6 protein-coding genes are annotated in these 9,798 nt (G+C 70.5%); 2 read left to right on the top strand and 4 right to left on the bottom strand.

What is annotated here, in order from left to right; all coding sequences use genetic code 11:
• Positions 1–881 (top strand): alpha/beta hydrolase family protein (locus ACIRDX_RS17535; protein ID WP_396626733.1); only part of this gene is annotated, 881 nt, incomplete at its 5' end.
• A gap of 109 nt (positions 882–990) precedes the next feature.
• On the opposite strand, the gene ACIRDX_RS17530 is transcribed toward ACIRDX_RS17535, so the two are convergent.
• From ACIRDX_RS17530 to pabB, 4 genes are all read right to left on the bottom strand, one after another.
• Positions 991–2,565 carry a tetratricopeptide repeat protein gene (locus ACIRDX_RS17530; RefSeq protein WP_396626732.1) on the bottom strand — a complete coding sequence of 525 codons (1,575 nt, stop codon included), beginning with the start codon at positions 2,563–2,565 and terminating at the stop codon, positions 991–993.
• An 84-nt stretch (positions 2,566–2,649) separates the two neighbouring features.
• Complete coding sequence (locus ACIRDX_RS17525; RefSeq protein ID WP_396626731.1) at positions 2,650–5,382, bottom strand: tetratricopeptide repeat protein; 2,733 nt, start codon at positions 5,380–5,382, stop codon at positions 2,650–2,652.
• A 271-nt stretch (positions 5,383–5,653) separates the two neighbouring features.
• Positions 5,654–6,403: a TonB family protein gene (locus ACIRDX_RS17520; RefSeq protein WP_396626730.1), complete on the bottom strand. Its 750-nt coding sequence runs from the start codon at positions 6,401–6,403 to the stop codon at positions 5,654–5,656.
• A gap of 107 nt (positions 6,404–6,510) precedes the next feature.
• Positions 6,511–8,286, bottom strand: a complete 1,776-nt coding sequence (gene pabB / locus ACIRDX_RS17515; protein ID WP_396626729.1) for an aminodeoxychorismate synthase component I — start codon at positions 8,284–8,286, stop codon at positions 6,511–6,513.
• A gap of 218 nt (positions 8,287–8,504) precedes the next feature.
• Here pabB and ACIRDX_RS17510 point away from each other — a divergent pair.
• A partial coding sequence (locus ACIRDX_RS17510) for an ammonium transporter (RefSeq protein WP_396626728.1) occupies positions 8,505–9,798 on the top strand: 1,294 nt, incomplete at its 3' end.

Here is a 9,798-nt window from a genome sequence, read left to right as displayed (position 1 = left end):
CGACGTTCGCGCCGCGCGCGTTCACGACGCGCTCGACGCGGCTCGCCAACTGGACGCTCGGTACGCGCGAGGTCATCAGCTGGAAGAGCCAGGACGGCGAGACGATCGAGGGCGTGCTCGTGAAGCCGCGCGACTTCCAGCCGGGTCGGCAGTACCCGCTCTTGTGCGTCATCCACGGCGGGCCGACCGGGGTGGACCGTCCACAGGCCATCGACGCGCGCTACTACCCCGCCGATCTCTGGGCTGCGCGCGGCGCGCTCGTGCTCAAGGTGAACTACCGCGGCAGCGCCGGCTACGGCCAGCGCTTCCGGCAGTTGAACGTGCGCAACCTCGGCGTCGGAGATGCGTGGGACGTGCTCTCGGGGATCGACAGCCTGATCGCGAATGGGATGGTCGACCCGACTCGCCTGGGCTGCATGGGCTGGAGCCAGGGCGGCTACATCTCGGCGTTCCTGACGACCTCCACGACGCGGTTCAAGGCCATCTCGGTGGGGGCCGGCATCTCGAACTGGGCGACGTACTACTACAACACCGACATCACGCCCTTCACGATCCAGTACCTCGACGCCGACCCGGCCAAGGATCCGGAGATCTACCGCAAGACGTCACCGATGTCCTACGTGATGGGGGCAAAGACGCCGACGCTGATCCAGCACGGCGAATTCGACCGGCGTGTGCCGATCGCCAACGCGTACGAACTGCGCCAGGGCCTCCAGGATCGCGGCGTGCCGGTGGAGATGATTGTCTACAAGGGCTTCGGCCACGGCATCACCAAGCCGAAGTCGATGCGCGCGGTGCTCCAGCACAACCTGGCGTGGTTCAACCATCACATCTTCGGCGACCCGGCGCCTGAGCTGACGAAGGCCCCGGAGAAAAAGTAACGGCCACGGGCGACGGGCTGCAGGCTGCCCGAGCATCAGCGAGCGTCGAGCTGAAGCTCGACGCCCACGAACAACCACAGTTCGTGGGTGTCGACCTTCAGGTCGACACTCACCGCTTCTTCAACCGCGCCAGCAGGTCCCGGGCGGCGTCGGCGGCGGGGCCACCAATCGCGAGCGCCTCGTCGACTCGCGAACGTACGTCCGCGTCGCGTCCCAGGTTGGCGTAAGCCACCGCGGCGTTGTAGCGCGCCCAGCCCTTCTGGTGCTGGTGCTCGACGAGCGCACGCTCACGCCGCGCCACGAGCGCCACGCGTGCCCCTTCCTCCATGCGCGCCTCCCGCGCATCCGCGATGCGCTGTTCGAACGTGGGCGTCCGCTCGGAGAGGCACTCGTAGGCAGCGTCGAAGCCCGTTGATGCCGGGGACCACGCGCGCCGCACGAGATGCAGGGCCGCGCGATCGAAGTGCGCCTCGCAGTGCCGGTCCTCGAGGTCGAGCGCCGCATCGAAGTCCTTCAACGCGTCATCCGGCCGCTGCTGCTGGAAGGCGATCGCGCCGCCGAGGTACGACAGGTCGGCGTTGACCATCAGGCTGCGCGCCGCGTCCACGGCCGCGCGCGCCTCGTCCAGCCGCTTCAGGGTGTACAGGTTCCACGCCTTCCAGTACTGCGCCTCGCCGGTGTACCACGTGCCGAGCGTGAGCATCGTGTCGGCCGTGGCCACGGCGTCATGGTGACGGCCGAGCCAGCCGAGGCTCTTCACGCGGCCCAGCAACGCCTCGCGGTGGTCTGGCACGCGCGCCAGCAGCGTGTCGTAGGCCGCGAGCGCCGCCGGGAAGTCCTCCATGCGCTGCCGGATGTCGCCGACGAGGACGCGAGCGGGCACGAGGTCGGGCATGGCCGCCAGCGCCGGTACCAGGGCCTCCTCTGCCGAGACGAGCCGGCCTCGTCCGAGCTCGGCCTCGCCGAGCAGTACGCCGACCTCTTCGAATCCCGGGTGCGCTGCCTGGAAAGCGAGGACGTCGTCGATGGACGACCGCAACAAGAGCAGACGTGTGAACGTGAATGCCCCGTCGTCGACGGGGCGTCCGGCCCATCGTTCGGGACCGAGCCGGGGCGGCGTCCCGCGCGGGGGCGGCTCCCCTTCCTCGACGGCGACCATGGGGTTCGACGCGACGAGCGCGATCAGCAACGTTGCGCTCCAGGAATCGCCATCAGCAACCGCCTCGAGGGCGTGCCGCCGGGACCGCCATGTCGAGAGCGTCGCTGGTCCGGGAAACTGCAGGGCGCCGGGAGCGAGGGTGCCGCGCCGCCACGGCACCGCGGCAAGCACGTCGGCCGCGACCGTCGCGTCGTCCATCATGGCCAGGGCGCGGAGGCGCTCAGGGGTGCCCTGGTGCGCCCCCGGGTAGAGCCCGATCAGCCGCTCTCGCAGCGCGAGATGCACGGCCGTGCGGAACGCCCGCGCCCCGACGGCCGGGTCCACGCGCGCCGCGAGCGCCTGCTCGTATCCGTGCAACGCGTCATCGAGGCAGCGATAGCAGCCCTCGCCGACGCGAGCGTCGGCCGCCGCCACTTGCGACGGCCAGGGGTCGGGCTCCACCGCCACGCGCCGCGCCGGCGCACACGCCGCGATCCCCAGCAGCACGAGCGCGACGAGTGGCAGGACGACGGCGTGCCAGGACATCAGTCCTCCCTGTCGAGCCACGTCCGCATCCCGGCACGTTCGCGCGCGGACAGCGTGCGGTCGGCCACCAGGTGAGCCACCTGGCTACTCGACGCTCGCTCGTCGCGGAGAGGCCTCGAACCGTTGCTGCCATTCGACGGCGCGTGCGGACCGAGCCGGATCAGGCTCCGCGCGGTTCCACGCGTCGTAGAACCGCGCCACGAAGCGGTACGCGCGGGCGGTGTCGGCCTCCCACGGCGACAGCGCCGGGACGGCGCCGAGCAGCAGAGCCTCGGCCTCGGCACGCTGACCGAGGTCCGCGAGCGCCATCCCGAGGTGGACGCGGAGGTCGGTCAGCGTGACGTCGGTCTCCCCCGCGTCCTCGCCTCCCGCCCTGCGTTCCTCGACGATCGCGATCTGGCGACGCAGCAGCGCGGCCGCGTCCTTCGGTCGCTGCAGCCCGAGCAGCGCCACGGCGCGGGTGTCGTTGGCGTCGATGGTGACCACATCGTCTGCCCCCCGGCTCGCGGCGCTGGCGGCGGCCGTCTCCGCCGCGAGCCGCTCCGCGTCGGCAAACTGCCCGAGGCTGGCAAGCGTGGCGGCGAGGCGTTCCTGTGAGGACAGCGTCCGGGGATGCGTCGGGCCCAGCGCGCGACGCCGCCCCTCGAGCGCCTGGCGATGCAGTGCCTCGGCCTCCGCGCTGCGGCCCATGATCAGGGCGAGTTCGGCCACGTTGTTCACGCTGTTGAGCGTGCTCGGATGGGCGGCCCCGTACAGCACGGTCTTCAACTCGAGCGCACGTCGCATGAGCGGGTCGGCCTCCTCGACCCGCCCCATCAAGGCGAGGTCGTTGGCGAGGTTGTTGATCTCGAGCACGGTGGCCGGCTCCGACTCGCCGTGCAGGCGACGTCGGATCTCCAGCGCCTGCCGGTGCAGGGCCTCGGCCTTCGCGTAGTTGCCCGTCTCCTGGTAGTAGTTCGCGAGGTTGCCCATGACCGAGACCGTGTCCGCATGGTCGGGACCCAACGTCCGGCGCTTCGCGTCCAGGTTGCGCAGGTAGAGCGGCTCGGCGTCGGCAAAACGCCCGTCCGACCGCAACACGTTGGCCAGGTTCATCTCGATGGCCAGCGACAAGGGGTCGTCCTGCCCACCGCTCGCGGCGGCGGCCAGCGCGCGACGGAGCAGCGGCTCCGCTTCGTCGTATCGCCCCTGCCGCCATGCCAGCAACCCGAGCATGTTCATGACCTCGACCGAGCTGCCCTTCGCCTCACCGAACACGCCCTGTCGCAGGGCCAGGGCGCGCCGCAGGTGCGGCTCGGCGGCGGCGTACTCGCCCAGTTCGCCGTAGGTGTTGCCCAGCGTGATGCGAATCGCCGCCTCGACGAGCGGCTCGTTGGCGAAGCGTCCCCCCGGCTTGGAGGCCTCCTCGATGCGGCCCGCCGCCGCATCGAGGACGGCGCGCATGGTGACGTCCTTGCCCCGGCCGGCGGCCGTCGACGGTGCCGCCGACGCGAGGAGGTCGTCGGTGAGGAACGCGTTGACGGCCGTCGCGATGGCGGTCTGCCGACGCGCTTCCACGGCCTCGGCCGCAGCGACACGCTCGGCGCGCGCGGCCCGCACGGACGCCCACGTCGTGCCGACGATGCCGGCGACGAGCGCGAGGGCCACGGCCGCGGCGGCGAGCACGGGGATGCGGTGCCGCCGGTAGAGCTTCCTGGCGCGGTACAGGGCGCTGGGCGGAGTCGCGAGCACCGGCTCGTCATCGAGGTAGCGCTGCACGTCCATCGCGAGGCCGTTGGCCGTCTCGTACCGGCGCGTGCGGTCCTTGTCGAGGGCCTTCATCGTGATCCAGTCGAGATCGCCCTCCAGCGTCCGCTCGAGCACGCGGACGTCGACACTGCGGTTGGTGGCGGGCACGTTCGACGCAGGCCCGATCCGGCTGATGCGGCTGCTGGGTTTCGGTGGGTCCTCTTCACGCAGCTTGCGCTGGATCTCGGCGAGACCGGCGCGACGCAGGTCCTTGGGATCGAACACCTGCTGCCCCGCGAGCAACTCGTAGAGGAGCGCGCCGAGCGAGTAGATGTCGGAACGCGTGTCGACGTCGACATCGGTCATCTCGGCCTGCTCGGGGCTCATGTACTCCGGCGTGCCGACGAGTTGCCCCACCTCGGTGAAGACCGAGTGCTCGCTGAGACGCTGCGACGTGGCCTTGGCGATGCCGAAGTCGATGATCTTCGGCACGCGGACGTCATCGAGGTTCGCCACCAGGACGTTGGACGGCTTGATGTCGCGGTGGATGATGCCCTTCTGGTGCGCGTGCTGGACGCCGCGACAGACGTCGATGAACAGCAGCAACCGCTCGCGGATGGTCAGCTTGTGCGTGTCGCAGTACTGGGTGATCGGCACGCCCTGCACGAACTCCATCGCGAAGTAGGGCCGCCCGTCGGGCGTGGCCCCGGCGTCGAAGACGCGCGCGATGTGGGGATGGTTCATCAGCGCCAGCGCCTGCCGCTCCGACTCGAAGCGGGCGATGACCTCGCGCGTGTCCATCCCCAGCTTGATCAGCTTGAGGGCGACCATGCGCCGAACGGGCACCTCCTGCTCGGCCTCGTAGACAACGCCCATCCCACCGCGACCGATCTCGCGGATGATGCGGTACGGGCCAATGCGCTCCGAGACCTCGTCGGTGTCGCTGATGTGCGCCGAGACGTCGCCGCCCGTGCGGCGGCGCCCCGACATGTCATCGGCCTCGCCGATGCGCTCCGAGACCTCGTCGCCGGCGGCCTCCGGCGCCGTGATCTGCGTCTCGGCGAGTTCCTTGCGCTCTCGGTCGGTCACGCTGTCTCCTTCATCGATGCGACGGTTCCACCGCCCCACCGTGCCCTCCCCGTCGGGGGTGGAGGGCGGCGCGGAGGTGCGCCGATGAGGTTGTCGGAAGGCCGGATTGTAGCGCAGCGAGTCGCTGCGACAGGTCGGCGCGGCGACGTCCGCAGCCGTGCCCGCCGTTCCTGCAGACGTCACGTGTTCCGCGTGGTCGTGGTGAATGGCGCGTCGGAGCGTCCCGACGCTCTTCGCCATTCCCGGCATCGCCGCATCGCGGCATTCTTCGCTACGGCTGGAAGTTCACCGTCACCGTCAGCATCACCGACACCGGTTCGCCGTTCAGCCACGTGGGCGCGTACCGCCACTGCAGCACGGACGCGATCGCGGCCTCGTCGAGGCCCGCCACGCTCCGCACCGGCTTGGCGTTGACCACGGCGCCATCGGGGTTGACCGTGATCTCGAGGATCACGACACCAGAGACGCCGGCCGCCTGCGCCTCGGCGGGATACCGGGGCGGCACATGGATGATCTTGGTGGGCGGGCCGACCACCCCACCCACGCGCAGCGGCGGACGCGCGCGCCCCGACGGCACGACGATGCCATCGTCATCGGAGGTGCCGACATAGGTGGTGAGCAGGAGCGGTGCCTGCGCTGGCGACTCGAACCGCCACTGCCGCACCGCCGTCAGCACTGCCGCAATCTCGGAGGGATCGCGCGGCAGCGTGGCCGTGGGTGTCGTGATCCGCGCCTCGGCCACCCGCCCTTCGGCGTCGATCACCAGGTTCACGCGTAACCGCACCGTGCCGGTCGTTCCTGGAGGCCAGGCCGGGGCCACGTGCGTGACGCGTCGCGGGGCCGGCATCTCCGGCGTCGGTCGCACGGCGGTGGCCTCGAGCGGCCCAGGTGGATGCTGGAGCATTGCACTCGAGGCGGCGACCGCTGCGGGCATCGGCGAGGCCAGCGTCAGCACGACGCCGGCGAACGCGAGAGCGGCGGCGCGGCGCCATGAAGTCCGTGTTCGCCGTGTGATCTGCACCCGAACACTCTACCTGCCCCGAGTGTGACTCGCGAACAACGGCCCGGGCCGAACGGCAACCGCAGCGGATCGCCGAACCGCATACCGTGTCGAGCCGGCGCGTCGGCTCAGGCCGGGACGTCCGCGTCGAGGTGCACGAGGTCGACCTCGATCCAGCCGCGCAGGCTGTTGACCAGCCATGCCCGCGTGGCCCGCGTCAACAGGTCCGCCGTGAGCACACGCTCCTCGATCGCGCCGTGCGCGAGCAGGTCGGCACGGAACACGCCGGGGAGCAGGCCGCAGCCGATCGGCGGCGTCACGCGGCGGCCATCGAGCTCGAGCACCAGGTTGCCCACGGTACCTTCGGTCAACTCGCCGCGCACGTTCCAGAGAATCACGTCGTCGAGGTCGGGGCGCATCGCCCGCGCCGCCTCGTAGACATCCCGCCGGGTGGTCTTGTTGAACAACAACGGGTTGCGTGCATCGACGGGCGACGCGGCCAGCCCGACGCGCCAGCGCCGCGGCGCGAGATCGACCGGCTCGGCTTCCGCACGCGCCACGCCCCGCCGATCGAGAAAGAGCCTGGCCCGCCAGGTGCCGGTCGGATACGCCACGAGCAGCGCCTCGAGCGCGCGCTCGAGGGCGCTGGTGTCGCATGGCCAGCCGAACAGGGCCGCCGACGCGGCCATGCGAGCGACGTGCGCGTCCTGCCGCCACAGCGTCCCCTCCTCGAGCCGCAGCGTCTCGAAGAGGATCGCGTCCTCCGGCACGGCGGGCGGGCGCACGACGCGCGCCTTGGCGAGGCACTCGGCCCACTCCTCGGCCGGATCCGAATCGGCGGTGATGCCGGCGCCGACGCCGTAGGTGGCGATGCCGGTGGCCTTGTCGAGCACGGCCGTCCTGATGGGCACGCTCGCGATGAAGTCGCCACCGGGCCGGAGGAGCACGATCGCGCCGGTGTAGATGCCGCGAGCTGCGGGCTCGAGCTCCGCAATGATGTCCATCGTCCGCACCTTCGGCGCCCCGGTCACCGAGCCACAGGGGTACATGGCGTGCAACAGATCGAGCAGGGACGTGCCGGGCCGCACGGTGGCGTCGATGGTGGAGGTCAGCTGCCACACGGTGGGGTACCGCTCGAGCGCGCACAAGTCGCGCACCCTCACGCTGCCCGTGGCGGCGACCCGTCCGAGGTCGTTGCGCAGGAGGTCGACGATCATCACGTTCTCGGCGCGCGCCTTGTGGCTGGCGACGAGTTCGGCTGCCAGGCGGGCATCCTCGTCGGGCCAGCGGCCGCGCCTGGCCGTGCCCTTCATCGGCTTCGTGCGCACGCGGTCGCCCCGACGCTCGAGGAACAGCTCGGGAGACAGGCTCATGACCACGGACGTGCCGGTGTCGACCCAGGCGGCGAAGCCGACGTCGGCCTGTGCGGCGCACGCCGCGAACCAGCGCGCCGGATCCTCGTGGAATCGCGCCGTCAGCGGGAACGTGTAGTTGACCTGGTAGGTATCGCCCGCAGCGATGTACTGGTGAACCCGCGCGAGATCGGCGACGAAGCGCGCTTCGTCGATGGCTGGCACCCACGAAGGGGCGTCGATGGCCGCGAGGGGCGCGCGCGCCGGACCTTCGACGGCCTCGGCGGCCTCGAACGCAGCGGCCCACGCCAGCGGGAGCGGACCGGACGGGGGGCGCGTCCGGTAGGCGGCATCGAAGGCCGGCGCCGCCTCATACGTGAGCAGCAAGGCGACCCATCGCCGGGAGGCAGCCTGCGCCTCGGCCCAGGTGACGACACCGGGCAGTTCGTCGATACGGGCCGCCGCCCGCGTGTCGGTTGGCTGCCGCAGGTCGACGTCCCACGCCGAGCCGGCAGCGCCCGTCCCGAAGCGCGCAGTGCATGTCGTCGGCATCGTCTGTTCGACGATAGCGCAGCCGTGGACAGCCGACGCTGTGACAGCGCGTGGGCATGTCGATCAATTCGTGCGCGTTTCGCACGATCCAAGCGCAGGCAGAAACACAGAGAAAGCTATGTTTTACAAAGCGTGGCCAGAGAGTTGACCAATAGGCGCAACATGCCTACGCTCTTCGTGGAAAAACTTGGCGGCCCTGCCGCCCCTGGAGGTGCCCGATGAACGTTCGCTCCCTTCCCTTCGTGCTGTTGTCGGCTGTCGCCCTCGCCGCCCTACTCCCGCGCTCAGCGCCCACCGTCGCGGCCGGCGGCCCCTGGAACCAGGGCGATGTGGCCTGGATGCTGACCGCCACCGGCCTCGTCCTCCTGATGACGCCCGGGCTTTCGTTCTTCTACGGGGGCATGGTCCGCTTCAAGAACGTCGTGTCGACGATGCTCCAGAGCTTCGTCGCCCTGGGCGTCATCAGCCTGCTGTGGGTGGTGGTCGGCTTCAGCCTGGCCTTCGGCGACAGCCTCGGCGGCTTCGTCGGCAACCCATTCACGTTCTTCATGCTCGACGGGGTGGGCGCGGCCACGCACCCCGACCTCTCGCCCACTATTCCCCTGCTGCTGTTCGCGCTCTTCCAGTTGAAGTTCGCGATCATCACGCCCGCCCTCATCACCGGGGCCTTTGCCGAGCGAGTGCGCTTCTCCAGTTACCTGCTGTTCATGGTGCTGTTCAGCGTGTTCATCTACTCACCGCTCGCCCACATGACGTGGCACCCCCAGGGCTGGCTGCGGCAGATGGGCGTGCTCGACTTCGCGGGGGGCACGGTCGTGCACATGTCGGCGGGCCTGGCGGCACTCTCGGGGGCGCTGGTCCTCGGGCGTCGGCAGAGCCACGTCGCCAACGAGCCCCACGAGCCGGCCAACATCCCGTACGTGCTGCTCGGGACCGGCATGCTCTGGTTCGGCTGGTTCGGCTTCAACGCGGGCTCGGCCCTCGCCGCCAACGACGCCGCCGTGCTCGCGTTCGCCACCACCAACACGGCGTCTGCGGCGGCCATGCTCGGTTGGGTGTTCTTCGACATGCTGCGTGGCCGCAAGCCGTCGGCGATGGGCGCGTGCATCGGCGCCGTGGTCGGCCTGGTGGCGATCACCCCGGCGGCCGGCTTCGTCACGATCCGGCACAGCATCGCCATCGGCCTCATCGCCAGCATCGTGTCCAACCTCGCGGTGCACTGGAAGTCGCGGAGCACGCTCGACGACACGCTCGACGTGTTCCCCTGCCACGGCGTCGGCGGCATGGTCGGCATGCTCCTCACCGGGGTCTTCGCCAAGGACGTCGGCCTCATCCACGGCCAGTGGCACACGTTCGGCGTGCACCTGTTCGGCCTGCTCGTCGTCACGGCCTTCGCGTTCGTCGGGTCCTGGCTGCTCTACCGGGTGGTCGACACGCTGTGGCCCATGCGCGTCTCGCCCGACGCCGAGATCGACGGCCTCGACCTCAGCCAGCATGGCGAGGTCGCGGCCA

Source organism: Luteitalea sp., assembly GCF_044337415.1.
Taxonomy (GTDB): Bacteria; Acidobacteriota; Vicinamibacteria; order Vicinamibacterales; family Vicinamibacteraceae; genus Luteitalea.
The sequence above is the reverse complement of the archived record's forward strand: the minus strand, read 5'-3'. Positions and strand labels throughout refer to the sequence as shown.

What these genes read in the sequence shown, in the direction of transcription:
- ACIRDX_RS17530 (WP_396626732.1), bottom strand. Translation starts at nt 2,565, where the DNA reads ATGTCCTGGCACGCCGTCGTCCTGCCACTCGTCGCGCTCGTGCTGCTG.
- pabB (WP_396626729.1), bottom strand. Translation starts at nt 8,286, where the DNA reads ATGCCGACGACATGCACTGCGCGCTTCGGGACGGGCGCTGCCGGCTCG.